This window comes from Thiothrix eikelboomii (assembly GCF_900167255.1).
GTDB classification, from domain to species: domain Bacteria; phylum Pseudomonadota; class Gammaproteobacteria; order Thiotrichales; family Thiotrichaceae; genus Thiolinea; species Thiolinea eikelboomii.
On the sequence record NZ_FUYB01000024.1, the window covers coordinates 41,072 to 64,243 of the forward strand.

Genomic DNA, 23,172 nt, shown 5'->3' on the forward strand with positions numbered 1-23,172 from the left:
GTACTATATTAAAAGCAGTCTAAAAATGCCCCCATACCCCCTCAAACTAACGCCATCTAACCTATTTACCGATCTTTCACATAAGGTAGCCCGATCGCTTTCGGCGGATTTGCTTTTCCAATAAATCCTGCCAACAGAATCACAGTTAGAATATACGGTAAGGCTTCTATTAACTGCACAGGTACTAAACCAATGCCCGGTAAACTCACGCCCTGCAAGCGAACTGCCACAGCATCTAAAAACCCGAATAATAAACAAGCCAATAAAATCGGCCAAGGCCGCCATTTTGCAAAAATCAAAGCCGCTAAAGCCATAAACCCTTGGCCTGCCGTCATATCCCGAATAAATTGAGCATTTTGTGCGGTGGATAAATACGCGCCCGCAAAGCCACATAAAACTCCAGCAATAATAACGGCACGATAACGTAAACCCGCCACAGAAATACCCGCCGTATCCACCGCTTTAGGATTTTCCCCGACAGCTCGCAATCGCAAACCAAAACGAGTCCGATACAACAACCACCAGCTTAATGGGACTAGCGCCAAAGCGAGGTATACTAAAATATTATGCCCCGACAATAATTCGCTATAAAACAGACCCAGCACGGGCACATCCGCTAACTGTTGGGCAAACGGTAAATCAATCGCAGTGAATCGTTGATGCTGTGTCAACGGCGGGGTTGAACCACCTTGATGAAACCATGCTAGCCCTAAAACCACCGTTAAACCTGAGGCGAGAATATTAATAGCCACCCCACTGACCACTTGATTACCTCGATGCGTGATACAAGCAAAACCATGCAATAAGGCAAAACCCACTGAGGCGAGCAAAGCCATCAATAACCCTAGCCATACCGAGTCGCTCACCGCTGCAACCGTCGCGGCCGTAAACGCTCCCACCAACATTTTGCCTTCTAGACCAATATCCACCACCCCAGAGCGCTCAGAAAACAAACCCGCCAAGGCAGCAAAAATTAAGGGTGTAGCAACCCGTAAAGTAGCATCTAAACTTAAAATCAACCAAAGCCAAGCGTCTTGCATGGTTAGGCCTCCCGCGCAAAGCGTAATAACCAACGCTGCAAAGGCGCTCGATACATAAATTCCAAAGCACCTGAAAACAGAATAATTAACCCCTGAATCACGACCACCATATCCCGAGTCACACTCGGAATTTCAAAAGCTAACTCCGCCCCCCCCTGATAGAGTGCACCAAATAACAAAGCCGCGAGTAACACACCCAGTGGATGATTCCGCCCCATTAAAGCCACCGCAATCCCTGCAAAACCATAACCGGTATTAAAACCCAGTAACAACCGATGCTGAACGCCCAATAATTCATTCACTGCCACCAAACCCGCTAAGGCCCCAGAGAGCAGCATCGCCAGCATAATAATGCGCTTCGGATTAATCCCTGCATAAATCGCGGCATCAGGATTGGCCCCGACAGTTCTTAACTCATAACCCCAACGAGTTTTCCATAAAAACAACCAAACCATGACACAACAGATTAAAGCCAGAATAATTGACAGATTCAAAGGCGAAGCAGCAAATTCAATACCCCAATAAGCCATAAATTCTTGCCAACTCCAAAGGCTAGCACTGTCGGCAAAAGCACGACTAGCAGGCACCATTTGCCCCGGCTCAGCAAACACATTCACTAGCAAATACACCATTAAAGAAGCTGCTAGGAAATTAAACATAATGGTGGTAATAACAATATGACTACCCCGATAAGCCTGCAAATAAGCAGGAATCGCAGCCCAAGCAGCGCCGAATACCGCTGCCGCTACCATCGCTAATGGTAATAATAACCAAGCAGGTAACAGAGCACCTAAACCGAGCGCCACTAAACCTACACCAAGCCCACCAATATAAGCCTGCCCTTCCCCACCAATATTAAATAGGCCTGCATGAAACGCGACTGCAACAGCAAGCCCCGTAAAAATAAAATTAGTCGTGTAATACAGGGTATAACCGATCCCCTCCTCATAACCAAAGGCACCCTTCACCAAAATCTTGGCGGCCTCCCAAGGATCAATACCCACCATCAGGAATAATAAAGTGGTCACTATAAAAGCGGTCAGGAGATTTAAAAATGGCAATAAAACGATGGATAGCAATTGATTTACATGTGCCACTTTCATGCAGAAGACCCTGGTTGTTCATTCACACCTACACCTAAAGCATTCGCCATTAATAAACCGAGAATTTGCTCATTTGCCTCTTCACGGCTTACTTCACCCGTAATCATCCCATCACACATGACGATAATACGATCCGCTAAACGCATAATTTCGTCCAACTCCACAGACACCAACACAATACCCTTGCCCTCATTGCGCATAGTCATCAACTGCTGATGAATAAACTCAATCGCACCAATATCGACCCCACGAGTCGGCTGCCCCACTAACAACACGCTCGGCTCAGCCCCAATTTCCCGTGCCAAGACGATTTTTTGCTGATTTCCCCCCGAAAAATGACTCGAACCCAATAAAGGATCACGCGGGCGAATATCAAACTGCTCAGCGCGTTCGGCATATTCATGCCGGATGACCGACTCCTCTAACCTCCAACCCTGATTATATTTATCCGCACGTTGATAACCCAAAATCGAGGATTGATCTGCAGCAAAGGAAAGCACCAAACCCATCCGATGCCGATCTTCCGGCACATGCGCCATCCCTAAATCGCGCATGCGTGCTGGATTGCTAGGTTGCTGGGCAGTAATGGTCTGGCCTGCAAACAAAATCTCCCCCGAACTCAAAGGTAGGATGCCTGCTAAAGCTTGTAGTAACTCGGTTTGACCATTCCCAGAAACACCCGCGATCCCGACGACTTCGCCCGCTGCGACATGGAAATTGACCTTATTGACTCGCAACCAGCCTTGCCGATCATAGACCGTTAAATCCCGCACTTGCAGCAGCAGCTCACCCGTTGGGCGAGCAAGACGCTCGAACGATTGCTGCAGCTTGCGCCCCACCATTAACTCCGCCAATTCTGGCATACTGGTTTCAGCAGTGACCCGATGAGCCACCATTTTCCCCTGGCGCATCACTGAAACCTGATCCGTAATCGCCATAATTTCTCGAAGTTTATGCGTGATCAGCAAAATCGTAACACCATCAGCTTTCAAGGCACGTAAAATCTTAAATAGCTCATCTGCCTCTTGTGGAGTCAGCACGCCGGTCGGCTCATCCAAAATCAAAATGCGAGCCTCACGGTAGAGAGTTTTGAGGATTTCAATCCGCTGCTGCACGCCAACCGCTAACTGATTCACAGGAGTATCTAAGGGTACTTCCAAACCATAGAGACGGCTGAGTTCGGCTAAACGCTGTCGGACGCGCTGTTCGCCCTCATGCAATAGCAGGCCACCTTCTGCCCCGAGCATGATATTTTCTAAGGCCGTAAACTCCTCCACCAACATAAAATGCTGATGCACCATGCCAATGCCTGCCGCTATCGCTTGCTTAGAGTCTTGAATCTTAATCGGCTGGCCTTGAATACGAATTTCACCACTATCCGCTTGGTAAAATCCGTAAATAATATTCACCAAGCTGGACTTGCCTGCGCCATTTTCGCCGATAATGCCGTGAATGCTACCCGCAGGGACACACAAAGAAATATCTTGATTGGCTTTGACTAAACCAAAGCGTTTACTGATCTGAATCAGCTCTAAGGCGCAGGCAGCCACGGCTTAATACTCACATTTATTATCAGTCATATAGTCATGGACTTTGATGCTGCCATCAATAATGCCCTTTTCAAGCTCGGCCATTTTTTCCATATAAGGTTTGACTAAGGCTTCATTATGCTCATCCACCGCCCAACCCACGCCTTTCTCAGCCAAACCTAAAGAAACTACCCCTGCTTGCCAAGCACCGTCCATTTTAGCTTTAAAGGTATCGTAAGCAGCATTATCCACCCGTTTGATCATCGAGGTTAGCATCGTACCGGGCTGCAAATGGTTTTGATTAGAATCGACACCAATCGCAAATTTGCCATTGTCTTTAGCCGCTTGATAGACACCAATGCCAGTTCCACCTGCAGCGGCAAACACCACATCCGCCCCGCGATCAAATTGCGATTTGGCTAATTCACCGCCTTTACTCGGGTTATTCCAAGCCGCTCCGGTCGATCCAGTCATATTTTGGAAGACTTCAATCTGCTTATTAACATGCTTAGCACCTTGCTCATAGCCGCAAGCAAATTTACGAATTAAAGCAATATCCTGCCCACCGACAAAACCAATCTTGCCTGTTTTAGAAGCCATTGCGGCCAAAGCCCCGACCAAAAATGAGCCTTGCTCCTCTTTGAAAGTCACCGAGCGCACATTCGGCTGATCCACCACCATATCAATAATGGTAAAGCTGGTTTTGGGAAACTCCTTAGCGACAATGCCTAAGGCATTGGCTTGACTGAAACCAACAGAAATCACTGGGTCAGAACCACGGCTGGCCATTTTACGAATGGCTTGCTCAATTTGAGAGTCATTAGCAGGCTCAAATTCGCGCACCTCTAGCTTGGTTTCCTCAGTAAAACGCTTAGCCCCATTGGAAACCCCTTCATTAAACGATTTATCGAACTTTGTACCGAGGTCATAGACAATCGCTGGCTTGATCTCTTCGGCCATCGCCATCGTAGACAAGCTAGAAACGACTAAAGCTAGCAAATACTTACTCATAAAGACTCCTCACACTGTTTTGAACGTGGAATAGACAGACACTGACTAGCATATAATATATCTTGATCGGTTCGAAACAGGCATCACCTGCCTTCTGTGTTTTTAATTGCAAGTGCAGCGCACAAACTTTATGCTGAATTTCGTTCAAGATAGCAAACACCCCCAATCATTGTTTCGCCATCAAGTTTTAGCTAGTTCTACCCGAGGAGTTTTTTATGGATCTTGCACCTAATGTCGGCCGTACTGATAAAAATATTCGCATTGGTCTTGGTATTTTGCTGATTGTGATTGGCTTATTTAAAAGCTTTGGCCTAGTCATTTTAGGCATCGTGATTTTAGCGACCGGACTCTTAAGCTTTTGTGGCCTGTACAAAGTCTTAGGAATCAATACGGCTTCAAAAGCAGAGCGCCAAACCGCTAAACCGGACTTGAGTGATCGTGCCACTGATAACTTCAATGATTTCAAACACGAAGCTGTTGAAACTGCCCAAGAGCTCAAAGAAAAAGCCGTGGGTGTTGCTAAAGAGGTCAAAGAAGAAGCGAATGCTAAAACTCAAGAATGGAAAGCCAACGCTAATGAAGCCGCTGCTGAACAAGCCAGACAACAAGCAGCTAAGCCAAATGATCTGAATAAATCTTAAGTTTTAATTCACAACAGCTCTAAGTTTAGGGATGCGTTCAGGCATCCCTAGTCCCTCACCTCAATCCAGACTACTCTACCAAATTGAGCAATAGCGCGGGTAAAGCCTCCGCCGCACCTAGATAGGAGCGTAACTCAATTTTCAATTCAGGGTATTGTGCTTGCTTAGGCTGTACCAATTCAGGAATATCCTCGGCGACATGCCGCCCTGCTGAAAGAAAATACGGCAAAATTACCAGTTCTTGTGCACCTTGTTGCACACAAGCTTCAATGCCATCAGGAATCGAAGGCTCGGCTAACTCCAAAAAAGCACAGCTGACCGTATCGAAATGGCGGGTCATCATCCCCAGCTTAGCCGCCAAGGCGCGCACTTCATCATTCGAGGCTGCCCGCCGACTCCCATGCGCAATTAATAATAAGCTTTTCATAACAGCTCTACACTAAACATAACGGTTAACAATATTTTCAAGCAACTCTTGTTGACCTGAACGGGGTTGTGGGTTGAGATTCTGCGCCTCCACTACAGCTGCAATTTGTTCTAGCGAACGCTCACCCTTAAGCATGGCTTGTGCCTCTGCATCCTTCCAGCCCGCATAGCGTTGTTCTAATGGAGCAGATAAAGACTTATCCTCCAATAACTTAGCAGCTGATTTTAAAGCTCTAGCACAAGTATCCATACCACCAATATGCCCAATTAATAGATCTTCTGGATCTAATGACTGGCGACGGAGTTTAGAATCAAAATTGGTACCACCCTTGTTAAATCCGCCCCCTTGTAGAATGTAGTAATAAGCTAAAGCCATTTCGGGGACATTATTCGGGAATTGATCAGTATCCCAACCCGATTGGTAGTCATTACGATTCGCATCAATCGAACCAAAAATATCCAGCGCATTGGCTAAAGCGACCTCATGCTCAAAGGTATGCCCTGCCAATACCGCATGCCCGACTTCAATATTGACTTTAACTTCCTGCTCTAAACCATAGCGTTTTAAGAAACCATAGACGGTTGCTACATCAAAATCATATTGATGCTTACTCGGCTCTTGCGGTTTGGGTTCAATTAAAATCGTGCCTGTGAACCCTAATTTATGTTTATGCTCAACCACCAGATTCAAAAAGCGACCGTATTGATCTAATTCACGCTTTAAATCAGTATTGAGTAAGGTCTCATAACCTTCCCGCCCACCCCATAGGACGTAATTCGCCCCCTTCAGTTGATGCGTGACATCCAGACAATGTTTAACCGTCGCCGCAGCATACGCAAATACAGCCGGATCTGGATTAGTGGCAGCCCCTGTCATAAAACGCCGTTGTGAGAAAAGATTAGCCGTTCCCCACAATAAACCCACCCCAGTTTCTTCCATTTTTTGTTGGAAATAATCCGCCATCGCATGTAACCGATAAGCACTTTCTGCGAAAGTATCCCCCTCAGGGCGAATATCCAAATCATGGAAAGAAAAATAAGGCACACCCAATAAGCTAAACATTTCAAAGGCAACATCTGCTTTCATCCGAGCCGCGCTCATGCCGTCCCCAAACCACGGACGTTCAAAAGTCGCCGCACCAAAGGGATCATTGCCCTGCCAACAGAAGGTGTGCCAATAGCAGACGGCAAAGCGCAGATGCTCTTCCATCCGCTTGCCAAGTACCAGCTCATCAGGATTATAAAAACGATAGGCCAAGGGATTAGTGCTTGCCGCTCCCTCATAACGAATCGGCGACAACTTGCCAAAGAAACCCGTACTCATAGTGATGCTCCCTTCAGGGCGGGGTATAAGTGTTGATAATGTGCATAAGCCTCATTAAAGGCTTGAATAAATTGTGTTTCCGGCTCAATCGTTTGGGCGACTGCAGGCGCGGTTAACACACTGAAGGGTTCAGCTTGAGTCGCTGCAATCAAGGCTAACCGTGCAGCCCCAAAAGCAGCCCCAAAATCACCTTCGGCAGGTAAATCAATAGGTAAATTTAAAGTGGTGGCTAAAACTTTAAGCCAATACGGTGAGCGTGAACCTCCGCCCACCGCTGTTACTCGCTCTAAGTGAGATCCGGCTGCCTTGAGTGCGGCCAAATTATCACGAATCGCAAACGCCACCCCCTCTAAAACGGCTTGCGTTAAATCTACTTGCTGATCCGCATGGCTCAAACCAGTGAAAGCCCCGCGAATTTTGGCATCATTATGTGGAGTTCGCTCACCCGATAAATAAGGCAGAAAACTTACCCTGCTAGGTGGCTTTAGGTTTTCACCTAAGGCTTGTGTCAGAGCTATCGGAGATTGATTGGCAATCTGTGCATACCAATTGAGGGAATCTGTTGCGGATAAAATTACCCCCATTTGATGCCAAGTATTGGGAAGAGCATGGCAAAAAGTGTGCACCGCACTCTCAGGATTCGGCAAGTAACGCGCAGTAGCTGCAAATAAGACCCCAGAAGTCCCTAAAGATACAAAGGCACTCCCAGCCGTAACGGTTCCCATCCCACAAGCCGCCGCTGCATTATCACCCGCGCCACCCGCGACCACCACTCGCTGCTTAATCCCCCAACGCTCAGCAAGTCGAGGATGTAAATAGCCACTCACCGCTGTACCTTCGAGCACTTGGGGCATTTGCTCAATCCGCATCCCACTGCTTGCTAATAATTCAGGCGACCAAGCCCGTTTGGCCACATCCAACCACGCTGTACCCGCCGCATCGGACATATCCGAGGCATATTCACCGGTCAACCACCAGCGTACATAATCTTTCGGCAATAGCAATTTATGCAGTTTTGCAAAGAGAGCGGGTTCGTGTTTTTGTACCCAAACTAACTTGGGTGCAGTAAAACCGGGGAAAACAATATTCCCAGACAACTGACGAAAAATCGGATTGGCATCTAAGGCAGCCGCTTCTTGATAGCTACGAGTATCATTCCAGAGGATACAAGGCCGCAATACTTGGTTTTGGGCATCCACCAAAGTAGCACCATGCATCTGTCCTGATAAAGCTAAACCCTGCACATCAGCCATCGCTTGGGGATGCGCTTGTTGGAGAGTCTGTAAAGCGTGATCTACAGCAGTAAGCCAATCGGCGGGATCTTGCTCCGACCAACCCACCTGTGGGCGCGTGACTGCCAGTGCTTGACTATTCGAGCCTAAAATCACTTGTTGGTCATTCATAAGCACGGCCTTGATACTGGATGTCCCTAAGTCGATTCCCAGTAAATGCATGTTTACTCTCCTAATTCTTGAACCTGCTAACGGTGATTGTGTCTTAGTTCAGATAGATTGGGCAACAGTCTGTCACAAACTAAGCAAACCGCGCTAAACTAAAGGATATTTAACCGCGATGTCGCTCATTAATTTATCAACTTTTTACCATTTTTTAATCGGGGAGAGCCTTGTGATGAAACGGATTTTAGTGCTAGCAGCCTCTGGGTTAGTCGTCTTAGTCGCCCATAACAGCAGCTATGCGGCCAATGCCACGGTGAGCGCGAATGCAGCACCAACACCCACCGCTACAGCACCTAGTACGGCCAATGTCACGGTCAATACGGGTGCCGCACCCACTGCTAGCCCAAGTCGCATCTATGCGGTCACTAAAGTAGCGCCCGATGATGGCCTCAATATGCGTACTCAGCCCGGTACCGGTGGGAGTATTGTGGCAGTATTGCCAGCCAATGCTAAAGGCTTAATTGTTTTGGGACAGGAACAAAAAACCGGTAATTCGGTTTGGGTAAAAGTCGCCTGGGCCGGTCGACAAGGTTGGGTGAATAAATATTATTTGCGCGAAGATGTGGATACGGTGAACTATAATCCCGCCACGACTAAACCCGTGGTCAAACCCGAGGTCGTGATGCAATGCGGGGGGACTGAACCGTTCTGGAGTATGAGCATTAGTGAACGCGATATGAAAGTGAATATTATGGGCGGTGCACAATTCACTGTACCTGTGAATATGCGCCAACAATCCGCGAATAGTACGACGATTGCCGTCGTTGCAGGTATGCGGGGCAATGCCTCCACCACTGCTTTTTTAGAAAAAGTGGAAAATTGTAGTGATGGTATGTCTGATAAAAACTATCCCTATACCATTACCACGGTCTTAAATGGCCAGCAAGTGATGTCGGGTTGCTGTTCGATTGTGAGTGTTACGAAATAATTAATGACTAAGCTTAACCATAAACCGACCCTACTGTGCATTGGTCACCGTGGGGCGATGGGTCATGCACCGGAAAATACCATTGCCTCGATCCGTCAAGCTTTAGAATTGGGTACACCCTGCATAGAAATTGATGTCTATAGCGTGAATGGTGATTTACTGGTCATTCACGATGAACGCCTAGAGCGCACCACTAATGGTAAAGGTCGCCTATGGGAACATGATTTCGGCTATCTACGCTCATTGGATGCAGGGAGGGGCGAGCAGATTCCAACACTGGCCGAAGTTTGCGGTGAAATTGATGGCAAAGCCTGCCTGAATATCGAATTGAAAGGCACGAAGGTGGCAGCTGATGTGGTCTATTTCATTCAGACGATGCTACATCCTGAAGTCAGTTGCTGGCGACGGGAACAGCTCCTCATTTCCTCGTTTGATCACCGTGCTTTGCAGCAAGTCCGCAAACTTGACTCGAGTTTAAATATCGCCGCTTTAGGCTATTCAATTCCAGTCGATCAGGCACGCTTTGCACAAGACTTAGGCGCAATGGCCGTCAATCCGGCCTTAGAATTAGTCGATCTAGCTTATGTAGAGGATGCCCATGCACGTGACCTGAAGGTGTATGTGTATACCGTGAATGAGCCAGAAGATCTGCAAGCGATGGCCGCTTTAGGCGTGGATGGGGTATTCACCAATTATCCAGAGCGAGTACTCGAGCATTATGCGCAACCGGATATGCGTGCGGGTTGGGCGAGGTAACTCGCCATCATCAAAGACTAAGGTTTCAACCTAATCACTTCATCTACAGAAAGACCCGCGATTTGAGCAATATGCTCAGCGGGTAATGAGCTGAGCTTCAGTAGTTTTTGAGCCACTTCTTGAGCTTTTTTTAAAGCACCTTGCTCCATGCCATCCTCCACACCCTCCTGATAGCCCTCTAAATGAGCCGTAGCTTGAGCACTTTTCAAATCTCGGTAATCTTTCAAACTACGCTCATATACTTGGCGCTCTTCGGGAGGTAACTGTGCAATTTTGGCTATACTAAATAAGCGCTGAAAAATCTTCTCATGCAGCACAGAAGGTATTCGATCAAGCTCATGCAAATGCTTAAAAGCAAACAACCATTTATCTTGCAAGGTGCGGTCGGAGGCACTAATGCCTTGATATTCGTTTTTTGTGTAAGTGAGTTTCGAGACCTGATGATGTGCAGGCAATAGAGTATTCAGAAAGCTGATCAACAAATCCTTATTTGGCTCTTCACCAAACAGCTTTTTAAAGCCGAAGTCAGTGAGAGGATTTAGGTAAACATCTTGCATACTAGTGAACCTGTGAATCGCAGCGGTTGGTGGGCTAAGTATAGTTCAAAGCACCTGTGGCTGCCCAACTCGCTGCCGAGTTGCATATTCAGGGTCGGTATAGACTTCCACGCCCGCTGCTGGCAGCATGCCCTTACCTTTAATTAAATCTGCCGCACGTTCAGCCAACATAATCGTCGGTGAGTTCAAATTGCCATTGGTAATCGTTGGAAAAATCGAAGAGTCCACCACCCGTAAGCCTTCAATACCATGCACTCGTGTTGTGGGGTCAACGACGGCTAAAGCATCTGTTCCCATGCGACACGCGCAGGAAGGATGATAAGCACTTTCACCGTTAGCACGCACAAAGGCATCAATTTCCTCATCCGTTTGCACCTGCTCACCCGGTTGAATTTCGGAATCACGATAAGGATCAAAGGCAGGCTGGCCAATGATATTGCGTGTCAAACGCACGCAGGCACGAAAACCTTCAATGTCAGCTTGATCTTGCAGGTAATTAAACAGAATGGAAGGTGCTTCCCGCACATCAGCACTACGGATTTGGATACGTCCACGGCTCTTGGGTTTATTGTGTCCAACATGTACCTGGAAGCCGTGTCCATCAAAGGCCGAACGGCCATCATAGCGCATCGCAGCGGGTAGGAAATGATATTGAATATCAGGCCACTCAATGCCTGCTTTAGAACGAATAAAGGCACAGGATTCAAAATGATTGGTCGCGCCTAACCCATCGCGCTTTAATAACCACCGCGCACCAATTAAAAACTTATGCCACGGATCTAGCTGACCGTTTAAAGTAATTGGCTGTTTGCAACGAAATTGGAAATAAAATTCTAAATGATCTTGTAGGTTTTCACCCACCCCCGGTAAATCATGCACCACCGACACACCCGCCGCTTGTAAAACTGCTGCTGGCCCGATACCAGACACTTGTAATAACTGTGGTGAGCCAATCGCACCTGCCGATAAAATCACCTCAACTCGTGCTTTAAGCTGTTGCTCTTGACCATCTTTCAAAAAAGATACGCCCACCGCACGCTTGCCTTCAAACAAAATCCGCTGGGTCATAGCATGGGTAATCACTTGAAGATTAGGACGCTTCAGCACGGGCTTTAAATAAGCATTCGCAGTTGACCAACGCAGACCATTTTTGACTGTCATATGCATCGGGCCAAACCCCTCCTGTTGCCGAGCGTTGTAATCTTGAGTCGGCAAATAACCCGCTTGCACCCCAGCCTCAATAAAGGTTCGGTACAAAGGGTTTTGCATTTGATTGCCATTATTGACCGACAGTGGACCGCCTTGTGCACGATAAGCGTCACTGCCAAAAGCCCAATCCTCGGCCTTACGGAAATACGGCAGGCAATGTTGATAATCCCAATCCATCGCGCCCTGCTCTGCCCACTCATCAAAATCACGCGCATGCCCGCGCACATAAACCATGCCATTAATGGAGGAAGAGCCGCCGAGTACTTTACCGCGTGGACAATGCATCCGCCGATTATTCAAATAAGGCTCAGGCTCAGTATGAAACTGCCAAGCATATTTTTCGGTGTTCATGGGGATCGACAGTGCAGTCGGCATTTGAATAAACAGATTACGATCACTACCACCATACTCCAGTAATACCACCTGCTTCGTTGGATCTTCACTCAGGCGATGAGCTAAAACGCAGCCTGCTGAACCTGCTCCAACGATGATGTAATCGGCTTCCATCTTATTCTCCACTGTGATCAGACAAACGGTTGGCGAGTCTAAGTAGGAGTCTAACCGATAGCTAGCTGAGTGCTATCAACTATTTTTTCATCCGTTCAGTAAAAAAAGCTGGAAATTTTGCAAAGTTTTTATTAGTCTTAGCGGCCTTGGAGAGCTGGCTGAGCGGTCGAAAGCGGCGGTCTTGAAAACCGTTGAGGGGCAACCCTCCGGGGGTTCGAATCCCTCGCTCTCCGCCATAAATAAAAAAGGGTTACATTAGTAGCCCTTTTTTATTGCTGCTCAGCTCAGTATCGAGCATTCCGAACGATAAAACCCTACCAATTTTTAAGACGCAAATTACATTGAGCTTAAAAGAGCTTAAAAATTGAAAATATTTTCAAAATCAGTGAATTGCATCGCAAGTCAAGTTCTAACAGGCAAAAATTAGTTGGGCTTATACAACTATCCAAAGTTTTATATGATGCCTCCAATCAATGCGTTCCATCTCACGCAGCACGTAAGGTTTAAGTGCTTTACACGTCGTGATCGTATGAATGCCATCAGCCAAATGATAATCCGCTAGTAAGGTCTGGCGCAGTTGCTGGGGCAAATCAGGATTAGGGGTAAAATTTAATTTTAAGGAGGTATGCCATTCATGATCATCTGCATCTGAAACCCACTCCTCAAATCCTTCACTCACCTGTATTAGGCGCGAAAAAACCACATCCACATAACGCTCCCAATTATGACAATAAGCACGAATATGATAGCGCCGACTGGCATAAACCAACCGATTTGGCGAGATGGTTAACTGGTAATGCTGTGACTTACTCTGATAGTGAATTGTCAAAGTCCGTTGCCTGCGAATAGCACTGAGTACTTGCTTAATATAAGTGCTGTCTAAATAAGTCCGAAATAAGCGATCAACATCATAAATCGGTAAATCCGTCCATTCATCCTCAGCCCAGTAGTAGGCAGCTAGCTGATTACCGCGCAGATAATCCAAATATATTTCTGGTTTATTATTAATATAGTTCACCTGAAAATGGTTGGTCGCTATATGGCGTTTTAGTGACGGTTGATAAACCATTTGCTCAGGATGCAATATTCGGTAGGCATTTAAACATTTTTGTGCATTTTGGCGAGTAATTTCAAACGTGCGTGCCAAATGCGAAGCAGTAATTCCCTCACCCCAGTATAAGCAAGTTTCGATATAGGCAAAACGTCTGAATGTGTCTCTATTCATTACAGGTTTTAATATTGTCTGGTTTAAAAAACATGTGCATACTGATTGTACATTAAATAATCAAGAGCATGCCCCATGTTAAGGATTAGACTGACTTTACCACGCCGAATCACTGCACAAACTTATACCCATCAAGATCTGATTCACGATGCCATTATCAATGGTTTAGAGGCTGCAGGCTGTAATGCTAGCGACCTAATAGGCTTAAACGCTCGACTTTGGACCTTTGCCCCAATAGGCTGGCATAACGGTCATCAGGGATGGGTACATAGCTTAATTATCAGCACCTCTGATCTTGATATTACTCGTGCTTTAATCCGTTTAAAGCCTGAAACGATTAACCAACGACGTTGGAATGGTGAAACCCTTAGTTTTGCGGGTGCGCAATTAAATATTGAGCCAGATCCGATGTTTCCTCAGCAAACCCAACTGGCTTGCTTACTACTTTCACCCCTAGTCCTTCAAGCTAAGCAAGGTACTAGCAAGCAATGGTGTAAAAACCTAGGTGATCTGGATCTAAGCGAGATCATTAGCCGCAAACTCTCCGCGAAAGCAGGTCGCCCGATTCAACTCACTATTCAACCCGATACACTTTATCTACGGGCTAATCCTAAACACTCGGTGTTAGTCAATCTCAAACAATTCCCTAATGGACAAAAAAGCTTTGTGATTGGGATGCAAGCCCCGCTCTTAATCCAAGGCAGCGAGGACGATTTACGTTTTGCATGGTATACCGGAATTGGCGAGAAAACCCGTAATGGGTTTGGTTGCCTTGGCTTACTAGAAGCAGGAGTTCAGTAATGAATCCTAATCTACTCAGTCAAGCCAGTGCTTTAGCCGCTGAAGTATACGAAGGATTTATGGAACAAGTGATTGAAACCAAAGTCCTTCAAGAGCGTGTTAATCCAGCCCTCTCAGATAAGCAAAAACAAGATATTCATAACGGTAAAGCCTTAGACACCCGAGTACTTTACCTGATGAGTCTAAGTGGTAAAGGCGGTTGGAGTGAGGAGGCTGCTAAACGTGACCGCTACCTTAAAAATCAAAATATCACCCTACTGGATCATTTGCTTTCCGTGGTACGGGGTGCAGTGGTGTTATGTGCCTTGGATACGGTGGCTAGTTTAGGCACAGATGAACTAGAGGATGTCGACAAGCAAGCCTTAAAAAACACTTTAACGGTAGTAGCAGCCATTGGATTTTTGCATGATCTAGACAAGATGCTGCAATTACCCCGCGATGCTGAACTCACCCTTGAGCATGTCGAGCAAGGCTTAGGCCGCTATGGTATGAGCGAGTACTTGGATGATCTTAAACTCAACGCGGAACAAATCCGGGTTTTGATTGAGCAAGCGGAAGAAACTCAGCGCCATCGTCATTTGAGTAGTACCCCTATTCCACGCACTTATACACTAGCGGTGGAGCGTTATGTGAAACTCGCTGATAAATTAGATGGATTGTGGCAGGAGCATAGCCATCAAGGTGGCTTAGAAAAAATCATTGAGCGTTTAACTCAAGATCAAAGCCTCCATACTCGCTTACTCACTCAATGGGAAGCGCTTGATATTTACGACCCGCACCATCCGTTTTTGCTGGATGAATTACAGCGGCGCTTATCGTTTGCTTGTCAGCGAGTGGCAGAGATTCCACCGCTATTAGAGATTCATCAAGATGGGCGTTTATTTATTTTAATCCCTAAAGCTCAAGCCGATGCGATTAAAACCAAAGCTATTGATAAACTACTAGACAGTTTGCCCTTTCCTTTGACAGTAAGAGCACCCAATAAGGGCACACCAGCTATTTTTGAGATACGTAATGCCCGTCCTACTTATGTCGAACTAAGACATGACTTCATTGATGAAGAATCAAATTTAAATATATTAGGTGATTTTTTCACTATCAAAAGCAACTTAGTTACTTCCGTACAAACAAGACTAGATGAGTGTCTCAAAGAAATAGGTTTAGCTCCGCAATGGAGTAAAGATACAGGAAAACAGACTCGTAAAATTTATGCTGATCCTTATAAGTTGCCGCCCCTTGCTCGTGAGTACTTTTTACAAGCAGCCGTCTTAGCGCTACTGTTAAACCTGAAAGTCACTCCCCCGAAAAAAGTCACTGTATTAGATCAAAATGAGCGCGAACAAGTACTAAGTACTTTGCTCCCCGTGACTGTTCCTGATTGGTTAAGTGAAATTGAATGGGGTGAATCACGGCGCGTAATCTTGAGTTTATGGGTAACAGCAGTCGCTCAACAACATCCCGAACTTAAAACTACTATCTGGGGTGAAACAGGGCTATTAACCCAATGGCTAGAAGGCACTGAAACCACCACAGGGTTTAGAGAGTACTTTCCCCTCGATCATGAACCGATTGCAGCCGCTATTGCAGTCCATTTCCAACAACTACTCTCTAAACAACGCTTACACCCTAGCAATGAATCCACCGAGGGGCGGTGTTTATTCACAGATTTTCCCACTAGCAGTTTAGTGAATGACAACCCTGAAATGTATGCTTTAAAAGCCTCTGCCTTTACCGGACGTGAGGGCAAGCCCGACTCGATCACTGCCCCTTCGAATGGTCAAACGCCGATTAGCTATGTTTCGGTGGTCGAACATAAACTGAGAAATACAGCGTTTAAACGCCAAGGCGGTAAAGAAGATGGTGTACCCACTTTAGTGTCATCACCTGTCACGACCGGACTATTTGGCGCCTTGATTTTAAATGAAGATAAAGACATTCAGGCCGTTTCAATTTATCAATTAGCCAGTAAAGATAAGGTAAAAGTGCATTACAACGGACTCGAAGCTTATCGACATCGTTGTCGCTTAGCACGTTTGGAGCGCATCCCTGAAAAAACCACAGATCAAATTAATACCCTGCGTTTAATGCTGCAAGCCTGTTTACGCATAGGTCGCCCGATTCACATTTTCCGAGGTTTGCCGACCGTTCAAAAAGCTTTTTTCTACTTTGATGCTATGCCCAGCATGTTGAAAGCCTTAATGGGTTTTAATGAATTACGTCTTGAGCAAATCCCCAGAGCCTTACAGCAACTACAGATTGCCCAAACTCTATTAGAAACCAATGGCTTAGGTTATGACACTTTAGCGCTTTATGCCTATCCACGAACTCGTTTTAGTGCAGTGTGTTTAGTCTGGTGTCACACCCAAGACCTGTTAAAACATATCTCTGCCCAAAAAGCCTCTGGTCTGAATAGCTTAGCGGGGTGGATGTATCGTGAATTTTATTTACTACAGGAGACTCAACCCATGACTACTGCTGATGGTGCTTTAGTCCGCTTCGGACAAACTGCCAGCCAAATTCAACGCCGCCCCCAAGGGCTAGCCTCCACCAATGAAGAAATGCTGGTGTTTAATCTGTGTATGGACACCGCAATGGGGTTACGTGCGGTAAATCAACATGATAGCGCTTCACTCATTCATGGTATTGCTGGTGAACTTGAAACCAATTTAGGGCGCAAAGACAAAATGTCCGCCAGTAAATTCCGCGATGGCCAATCCTTAGAAATTGCTTGTATGAATGTGGCTAGCCAATTTGTCAATGAAATCTGGCTAGGGGTTTTGCAAGGTAAACCACCCGCACAAAAAACGCGGCGACTATTAGGCAGTATTTACCGTATGGCGTTTTTACAAGGTTTCCGTACTAACGCTACTGAGTCATCCACCCCTGACGCTGTAACCGAATCTGTTTAAAGGACTAATACCATGCAAGTACTTAAACCTTATTTAGCTAATATTGAGCACCTCACCGCTACTAGCCACATTGATGACAAAAAGATCTATATTCACCCCAAACTCAAAAACTTAGGTTGTGTGAGTATTGTTCTGATTCGTGAAGCGATTGCCCCCGTCGTATTTCGTAATGCAGAACAAGAAATTACCGATATTGAGTGTTTAGATAATCTTTATGTGCGAGCTGTACCCAATAAATTTAAATATATTGAGCGCGGGCGGGGTTTACAGATTTTGCGAGCTTTGGGTGTTGGCGGCAAACAAGCCCAAAACAAAACGGTGCTTTACAAGGGGCAAAAAGTATCGGATGCCTTTGATTTGAATACGCTAGTCTTTGGTGATTCCGCCAATTATGACAATCGCGTGTTACCTGTACGAGCGGCTATCAACTACTCCGATGCCTTGAGTATTAAGCCCAAAGAACAAGTAGTTGATTCCACCTTTCATAATCGTGCGATGGAAGACGGCACATTATTTGACGCCGAATCAAAGAAAAACAGTGACAACTTATTCACTCGTCACTTTATTAAACCCAGTACTTTAATGGTGCAAGTCTTAAGTACTCGTGGGCAGGTACTACCCGACATTGGTTTAAAGCATTTATTGTTGAGTATAGGTCTAGCCGGTAGTTATGGCGGTCAAACCTCAGTCACAGGGGTGAATATTAAAACTCATATTATTGGAATTTATGCCGATCAGTTTGAGCAAGCCATTACCTCACCTTACGAACTCCTCAAAGTACTGCAACCTCATACGGACTCTGATTTAGTGACGATCAAAGCTACCTTGCATGAAGTACTCCAAGCTAAACACGCCACCAGTCTTCAAGGCGCTGAAGTACAGCAATGGCAACATGACTTAATTAAAGCCTTTGAACAAAACGGTAGCCTCTTAGAGCAAGAGTACCAAGCCGCTCAACCCAAAGTCGCTGCCCTGTTTAATGAGTGGTTTAGCTAAACCCTAATTACTCCACCCAATTCTCAAGCACTAAGCCGGAGACACGTTCAAAATGACGGGTATTATTGGTCACCAAAATAGCCTGCAAACTCAAGGCATGGACTGCAATTTGCATGTCCATGCCTCCTATGGGCTGTCCTACTCTTTCCAAATCGGCACGAAGCTTGGCATAAACCTCTGCCGCAGCCTCATCCCAAGTTTGCACCAACAAACGCCGTACAAAATCCATCACAATCTCATGATTAACCTGCTGCGACGAGCTATGCCCTACCCCATACAACAACTCGGCATAAGTGATGATCGAAATACAAAGCTGCTCAGGTTTAACTTGTGCCAGACGACGGCGCACCGATTCAGGGCGGTTTTTAATGATATAGCTACTGGTATCGGTATCCAGCATATACAGTTTCATTCAAACAATATCCGTTCTTGGGACGGTAAATCCACCCGTTCTTGCATAAAGTCCGCGCTGGGTCTGAGTGGCGACTCAAAAAAGTCATCCCAACTCAAAGGGCGTGGGGACAAAATCACACGATCACCTTGTTTTTCGATATACACCTCAGAGGTATTAAAGCGAAACTCTTTAGGTAGGCGTACTGCTTGGCTACGACCATTTTGGAATACTTTAGCGATTTGCATAGTTGACATAACCAGACTCCTTAAGCAAAAAGATATATACCGTAGTATAGACCATACTAACTTTTTTGCATCCCTGCAAGGACACAGGCTATGAAAAGCGCTATTGTGGGCATTCAGGCTGAAACCCTTACTCCCTTTGCCTATCACTCACTGATGGTGCAAGGCGGTAGCGCGACTCTGCCCGAAGTGATTAGTGATCAAGCGATTATGTTTGGGTTAGCAGCTACTTTAGGCATGATGCACGCCTCGGTGTGCTTGCCGCCTAAAGACTATCACCGCGATTTAGAGGCTATGCCGTGGCGGGCGTCTATTTTCACGACGACGACACCTAAACTACTCGCCCCCTTAACCCGCCGCTTAAATTTAGAAGAGGAAGCAGGCTTTAAACAGCGCCATTACACTGTCACCAGTAAAGGTAATTTCAAAACCTACTTTTCTACTCAAGAAGTACCAGCTGGAGTTCGCTATAGCGGAGCCTTATTTGGCTTTGATCCGTTTAAAACCACCGGTCGCTCAGAATTAGTGATTCGAGTTGGTTTGCATCGTAATGGCATGGTGCGCCTCACACCGACTGATGTAGAGCAAGTGCAATTAAATGCAGCAACTGCCCATCTGTTTGGGCGTGAACTCAGCGTCGAACGTTATCTACTCTATGGGATTCAACTCACCCCCAAGATGAGTACGCAACAAGCCCTTGCTGAGGTATTGCAATGGAATTAACGATTAAGCGCCATTGTGTTGCCGTCCTTGACAATGGCTTATCGCCCTTGCAGCAACAGCTCTTACAAGAGCCTAAACGAGTCCGAATTGTGGATGCCCCCACAGGTGCAGGTAAAACTTATGCCTTTATCAAGGCCTTATTAGCCGGAAGTCGGATTTTATTCATCGTTCCTACCCGACGGCTAGCACAAAACATTGCGGCTAGTGTGATCAATGATTTAATCAAAGCAGGTTGGGACCGTACTTTAGCGGAACAAAAGCTCGCCGTGTGGAGTTCGGATCAAACCGCTATTTTGCGAGAACAAGGCGTGGAACATATTCGCGGCTTGCGGGTGCGGCAAATCCAGCAACTGAATCCACGTTTACAAGGCATGAGTGAAATAATTGTCGCTGTCCCCGAAGTGGTCAGCCAATTACTCCTGCGTGGACATCCTGAGCGTCCTCAAACTGGGTTGGATAAGGGACAGGCAGGGTTTAGCGTGCTGGATGTGTTGGAGTACTTTGATCATATTGTTTTTGACGAATTTCATACTATTGAAGCACGAGGTTTTGGTTTAGCCGCCTTGTTTGCCAAATTAGCCAGTGTGACGACCGAACTGAATACGGTTGGTTATGGACGCGCTAAAATCAGTTTGCTCTCAGCAACACCGCTTAATATCAAACCCACCTTACAAGCTTTAGGTGTACCGGATACTGAGATTGCACAGTTAAAAGAAGTACTCACCGAAGGCGCTCATGATCGCGCTCTACATGGTGATGTGCGTTTAGTATTACACGAACAAAGTACTATGCCCGCTTTAGTAGTGGAGTACTTAAGCGTGATTCAAAATGCTGTCTCTCAACAGCAGCAAGTCGTATTAATTTACAATGCGTTAGCGGATTTACGCCGTGACCTTCCTCTACTGCTTAGCCACTTTCAAACGATGAGTATTCCAGCTAATCAAGTACTGGTGATTAATAGCATTGATGATAGTACTCAGCAATCGCATCAACGCTATCACAGTGGGCGGCGACAAAATCCTGATGATTTTTCGATTTTGATTGCCACTGCCAGTGTAGAAATGGGTGTTACCTTTCGTGCAGCCAATCTTATGTTGATGGAGTCGGGTTTTGCTCCGCTGAATTTTTTGCAGCGTTATGGGCGAGCGGCTCGGCGTGGGGCGGATGGCTTGGTTGTGGTAAGGCTAGATAATGCCAGCTTAGAGCGCCAACCGTGGCTGAGAGCCTTACAGACTTGGGTGAGTACTTATGAAAATCAGACTGTTGCTATTTTAGAACTAAGCCAAGTCCTCAGTCAGGAAGCCCAACAGAGCTTTCAGAGTGAAATGGATAATCCTGCATCTTTATATTTTGGCAGCTTACCGCAGCAAGCGATTTATACCAGTGGTTTATATTGGCAATTGCTCTTACGCCACCCTAGCTCTAGCAAACATCGCAAAGATCATTTATTGCAGCATCAACCCGCTATTAGCAAATGGGTATATAGCAAATTGCGTCAACTCGAACCCTTATTACAAGACTCTTTGTATGCTAAACCTGCTAAGCAATGGCAAACCTTATTATTTATGCAAGCCATGCAATTACGCGATATTGGCAAATCTGTGCTGGTGATTGAGGCAGATGGTCGTGAATTAAAAATTGATCGAGTTTGGTTGGAACGTGAAACTGACATTATGCGGCGCTTTACACCGCGCTATGACGAGCATGAGCAAGAATACTTTCAGTTACAGGGTGAACTAGATGATTACTTACTCGATGATAAAAACCGCACGATGCGGCGCTTAAACGTTTATTTCCCTCATACCAAACACTGTATCGAATTAGCTAGGGATCATCGCTTGATCAGTGAATGGCGCAAAGTACTCACTAATCAACGGGATGACGATACCGAAGCGGCGTGGGAGGATTATCCAGAGGCTATGCAAGCTGCTGAGCAATTGGTCGTCTTCACAGGATTAATACCCAGTAGTGATACTGAATTAAGCACCAGTACTACGAGTCTAGTGTGGTGAGTAGCCACCTTTTTAATTGGGCGCAGGCTAAGGCATTTTTAGAGCGGGTGGAACGCCTCAATCTGCATGGTTTGCACTTTCAACATATTGAATTGTGTGAGCGGCGAGCATGGATGTATTTGCATAAGGTGAACTTTGCCCAATGGTACTCACGGGTTCAAACCGGAACAGCACTCCATGAAACCAGTTATCAGCGGGATCATTCGGTGCGCGGTTTAATGGGTTTAGCACCGGATCGGATTGACTGGGACAACTGCATGGTATTTGAGAATAAAGGTACGGGTGGCGCAGTCGAAGCCTCTAGCAATCAAACAGCGTTCTATGCGTTGATGCTCTCCATTAGTACGGGTAAAACATGGCAGGCCTATACCCATGTATTGAGTTCCCGACGTAAGCGAGCAGTCCTCTTAGATGAGGCGCGATTAACTAAATTATGGCAAGCCTCCGAACATTTAGAACAACTCAGTACGCAAGAGGCTGTCCCGACTGCGCCTAAAATTCCTTTATGCAGTAGTTGTTCACTGGCGATTTTTTGTGGGCATGATTAAGGAGCAAGTACTTGATGGAAACCTTATTTATTGCCCGTGAAGCTCAACTACGCCAACATGAAAACACCTTACAAATCAAACTTGGCGATACTGTTCGTTCACTGCCAATTGAAAAGGTAGGGCATATTGTTTTATTAGCCGAAAGCCGCTTGAACTCTCGACTCTTGGGTTTGTGTGGTAAGCATGGCGTGCGCTTATCGGTATTTGATTATTATGGGTATTGCAAAGGCGCATTTGAGCCTTGGGATCATAATCCAGCGGGTAAGGTCAAACTTAAACAAGCTGCCTTACTCCTTGATGATAAGCATCGCTTGAGTGTAGCGCGGGAAGTACTGCGGGGAGCAGCACACAATCGGATTGCAAACTTAAAGTACTACCAATATCGTGGCAATGAAGCGGTAAAGCCCATTATTAAAACCCTGCAAGCTCAAATGGAAAAGCTGAATACTGCACTGGACACCCCTACTTTAATGGGTATTGAAGGTAATTTGCATCAGGATTATTACGCTGCTTGGAAGCATATTCATGCTGATCTGGATTTTGGTAAGCGTGTGCGCCGCCCGCCGAATAATCCGATTAATTAGACCTCTTGCGAAAATAATTATCCCCCAATCATCCGATTAACAAGAGCGGCGATCAACCGTAAGCGTAGCTCAAACCGTCGTCGCCGTCCTCGGTAAACCCCCTTCAGAATCCGAAAAATTTTCAGTGAGCGAATCCGATGCTCCACCTTGACCCGAACCTTGGCCAACCGCTGATTGAACTCCATTTGCTCCGGCTCTAAGTCTCGACCCGGCGGCTTTTTGAACGGCATGACCACAGAGCATCCCTCGA

Annotated in this window: 23 protein-coding genes and 1 tRNA gene; 11 read left to right on the forward strand and 13 right to left on the reverse strand. The window is 46.1% G+C overall.

What is annotated here, in order from left to right:
• Window positions 1-65: 65 nt before the first annotated feature.
• From B5D50_RS17625 to B5D50_RS17640, 4 genes are read right to left on the reverse strand one after another with little or no spacing between them, the layout of a single operon-like run.
• Window positions 66-1,040, reverse strand: coding sequence for an ABC transporter permease (locus B5D50_RS17625; protein WP_078923975.1), 975 nt, complete (start codon window positions 1,038-1,040; stop codon window positions 66-68).
• 2 nt (window positions 1,041-1,042) lie between these two features.
• A complete protein-coding gene (locus tag B5D50_RS17630) occupies window positions 1,043-2,143 on the reverse strand; it encodes an ABC transporter permease (RefSeq protein ID WP_078923976.1) in 1,101 nt (366 codons plus the stop codon).
• The gene (locus B5D50_RS17635) at window positions 2,140-3,693 is read right to left on the reverse strand and encodes an ABC transporter ATP-binding protein (protein ID WP_078923977.1); all 1,554 of its coding nucleotides are present in this window, start codon (window positions 3,691-3,693) and stop codon (window positions 2,140-2,142) included. Before B5D50_RS17635 ends, B5D50_RS17630 begins: the two co-directional genes overlap by 4 nt.
• 3 nt (window positions 3,694-3,696) lie before the next feature.
• Window positions 3,697-4,683 (reverse strand): BMP family lipoprotein, encoded by a 987-nt coding sequence (locus B5D50_RS17640; protein WP_078923978.1) that lies wholly within the window; start codon window positions 4,681-4,683, stop codon window positions 3,697-3,699.
• Window positions 4,684-4,898: 215 nt separating this feature from the next.
• On the opposite strand from B5D50_RS17640, the gene B5D50_RS17645 reads away from it, so the two are divergent.
• The gene (locus B5D50_RS17645) at window positions 4,899-5,324 is read left to right on the forward strand and encodes a YgaP family membrane protein (protein ID WP_078923979.1); all 426 of its coding nucleotides are present in this window, start codon (window positions 4,899-4,901) and stop codon (window positions 5,322-5,324) included.
• Window positions 5,325-5,394: 70 nt separating this feature from the next.
• Here B5D50_RS17645 and B5D50_RS17650 read toward each other — a convergent pair whose 3' ends face one another.
• From B5D50_RS17650 to xylB, 3 genes are read right to left on the reverse strand one after another with little or no spacing between them, the layout of a single operon-like run.
• Window positions 5,395-5,751, reverse strand: a complete 357-nt coding sequence (locus B5D50_RS17650) for a sirohydrochlorin chelatase (protein WP_078923980.1) — start codon at window positions 5,749-5,751, stop codon at window positions 5,395-5,397.
• Between the two features lie 12 nt (window positions 5,752-5,763).
• Window positions 5,764-7,074 (reverse strand): xylose isomerase, encoded by a 1,311-nt coding sequence (xylA, locus tag B5D50_RS17655; RefSeq protein WP_078923981.1) that lies wholly within the window; start codon window positions 7,072-7,074, stop codon window positions 5,764-5,766.
• Entirely contained in the window at window positions 7,071-8,528 is a 1,458-nt protein-coding gene (gene xylB / locus B5D50_RS17660; RefSeq protein WP_078923982.1) for a xylulokinase, read from the reverse strand. The genes xylA and xylB overlap by 4 nt, the downstream gene beginning before the upstream one ends.
• 175 nt (window positions 8,529-8,703) lie before the next feature.
• Here xylB and B5D50_RS17665 point away from each other — a divergent pair, with 175 nt between their 5' ends.
• Both B5D50_RS17665 and B5D50_RS17670 read left to right on the forward strand, forming a co-directional pair.
• Window positions 8,704-9,459, forward strand: a complete 756-nt coding sequence (locus B5D50_RS17665) for an SH3 domain-containing protein (RefSeq protein ID WP_159448673.1) — start codon at window positions 8,704-8,706, stop codon at window positions 9,457-9,459.
• Between the two features lie 3 nt (window positions 9,460-9,462).
• Complete coding sequence (locus tag B5D50_RS17670; protein WP_078923984.1) at window positions 9,463-10,215, forward strand: glycerophosphodiester phosphodiesterase; 753 nt, start codon at window positions 9,463-9,465, stop codon at window positions 10,213-10,215.
• A 17-nt stretch (window positions 10,216-10,232) separates the two neighbouring features.
• Here B5D50_RS17670 and B5D50_RS17675 read toward each other — a convergent pair whose 3' ends face one another.
• Window positions 10,233-10,772: a PD-(D/E)XK nuclease family transposase gene (locus tag B5D50_RS17675; protein WP_078923985.1), complete on the reverse strand. Its 540-nt coding sequence runs from the start codon at window positions 10,770-10,772 to the stop codon at window positions 10,233-10,235.
• A gap of 45 nt (window positions 10,773-10,817) precedes the next feature.
• Entirely contained in the window at window positions 10,818-12,488 is a 1,671-nt protein-coding gene (gene betA / locus B5D50_RS17680) for a choline dehydrogenase (RefSeq protein WP_078923986.1), read from the reverse strand.
• Window positions 12,489-12,636: 148 nt separating this feature from the next.
• Here betA and B5D50_RS17685 point away from each other — a divergent pair.
• Window positions 12,637-12,724, forward strand: a tRNA-Ser gene (locus tag B5D50_RS17685).
• A gap of 197 nt (window positions 12,725-12,921) precedes the next feature.
• On the opposite strand, the gene B5D50_RS17690 is transcribed toward B5D50_RS17685, so the two are convergent.
• Complete coding sequence (locus B5D50_RS17690; RefSeq protein ID WP_078923987.1) at window positions 12,922-13,713, reverse strand: BrxR family helix-turn-helix transcriptional regulator; 792 nt, start codon at window positions 13,711-13,713, stop codon at window positions 12,922-12,924.
• Between the two features lie 75 nt (window positions 13,714-13,788).
• On the opposite strand from B5D50_RS17690, the gene B5D50_RS17695 reads away from it, so the two are divergent.
• The 3 genes from B5D50_RS17695 to cas7d are packed head-to-tail and all read left to right on the forward strand — an operon-like array spanning window position 13,789 to window position 18,419.
• Window positions 13,789-14,514 carry a CRISPR-associated endoribonuclease Cas6 gene (locus B5D50_RS17695; RefSeq protein WP_078923988.1) on the forward strand — a complete coding sequence of 242 codons (726 nt, stop codon included), beginning with the start codon at window positions 13,789-13,791 and terminating at the stop codon, window positions 14,512-14,514.
• Complete coding sequence (locus B5D50_RS17700; protein ID WP_078923989.1) at window positions 14,514-17,423, forward strand: hypothetical protein; 2,910 nt, start codon at window positions 14,514-14,516, stop codon at window positions 17,421-17,423. Before B5D50_RS17695 ends, B5D50_RS17700 begins: the two co-directional genes overlap by 1 nt.
• A gap of 12 nt (window positions 17,424-17,435) precedes the next feature.
• The gene (gene cas7d, locus B5D50_RS17705; protein ID WP_078923990.1) at window positions 17,436-18,419 is read left to right on the forward strand and encodes a type I-D CRISPR-associated protein Cas7/Csc2; all 984 of its coding nucleotides are present in this window, start codon (window positions 17,436-17,438) and stop codon (window positions 18,417-18,419) included.
• 7 nt (window positions 18,420-18,426) lie between these two features.
• Here the strand turns inward: cas7d and vapC are convergent, their stop codons facing one another.
• On the reverse strand, window positions 18,427-18,831 hold the full coding sequence (vapC, locus tag B5D50_RS17710) for a type II toxin-antitoxin system tRNA(fMet)-specific endonuclease VapC (protein ID WP_078923991.1): 405 nt from the start codon (window positions 18,829-18,831) through the stop codon (window positions 18,427-18,429).
• The gene (locus B5D50_RS17715) at window positions 18,828-19,067 is read right to left on the reverse strand and encodes an antitoxin (RefSeq protein ID WP_407701260.1); all 240 of its coding nucleotides are present in this window, start codon (window positions 19,065-19,067) and stop codon (window positions 18,828-18,830) included. Before B5D50_RS17715 ends, vapC begins: the two co-directional genes overlap by 4 nt.
• A gap of 81 nt (window positions 19,068-19,148) precedes the next feature.
• On the opposite strand from B5D50_RS17715, the gene B5D50_RS17720 reads away from it, so the two are divergent.
• From B5D50_RS17720 to cas1, 4 genes are read left to right on the forward strand one after another with little or no spacing between them, the layout of a single operon-like run.
• On the forward strand, window positions 19,149-19,778 hold the full coding sequence (locus tag B5D50_RS17720) for a hypothetical protein (protein ID WP_078923992.1): 630 nt from the start codon (window positions 19,149-19,151) through the stop codon (window positions 19,776-19,778).
• The gene (locus B5D50_RS17725; protein WP_078923993.1) at window positions 19,769-21,790 is read left to right on the forward strand and encodes a DEAD/DEAH box helicase; all 2,022 of its coding nucleotides are present in this window, start codon (window positions 19,769-19,771) and stop codon (window positions 21,788-21,790) included. The genes B5D50_RS17720 and B5D50_RS17725 overlap by 10 nt, the downstream gene beginning before the upstream one ends.
• Complete coding sequence (locus B5D50_RS17730; protein ID WP_078923995.1) at window positions 21,787-22,338, forward strand: Dna2/Cas4 domain-containing protein; 552 nt, start codon at window positions 21,787-21,789, stop codon at window positions 22,336-22,338. Before B5D50_RS17725 ends, B5D50_RS17730 begins: the two co-directional genes overlap by 4 nt.
• 14 nt (window positions 22,339-22,352) lie before the next feature.
• A complete protein-coding gene (cas1, locus tag B5D50_RS17735) occupies window positions 22,353-22,922 on the forward strand; it encodes a CRISPR-associated endonuclease Cas1 (RefSeq protein WP_078923996.1) in 570 nt (189 codons plus the stop codon).
• A gap of 17 nt (window positions 22,923-22,939) precedes the next feature.
• Here the strand turns inward: cas1 and B5D50_RS17740 are convergent.
• The coding region (locus tag B5D50_RS17740; protein ID WP_143594410.1) for a transposase family protein at window positions 22,940-23,172 on the reverse strand (233 nt) is incomplete at its 5' end.